1 rRNA gene is annotated in these 221 nt (G+C 59.3%); it reads left to right on the forward strand.

Features of this window, described 5'->3' with window-relative positions:
- Positions 1–221: ribosomal RNA gene (locus tag PUR71_RS41275) — 23S ribosomal RNA — on the forward strand; the annotation flags it as partial.

The following is a 221-nucleotide window of genomic DNA, read 5'->3' on the forward strand; positions in this document are numbered from 1 at the left end:
AGTAGGTGAGCGATGGGGTGACGCAGGAAGGTAGTCCAGCCCGGGCGGTGGTTGTCCCGGGGTAAGGGTGTAGGCCGTGAGGTAGGCAAATCCGCCTCACATGTAAGGCTGAGACCTGATGCCGAGCCGATTGTGGTGAAGTGGATGATCCTATGCTGTCGAGAAAAGCCTCTAGCGAGTTTCATGGCGGCCCGTACCCCAAACCGACTCAGGTGGTCAGG

The organism is Streptomyces sp. SP17BM10, from assembly GCF_036322405.1.
Taxonomy (GTDB): Bacteria; Actinomycetota; Actinomycetes; order Streptomycetales; family Streptomycetaceae; genus Kitasatospora.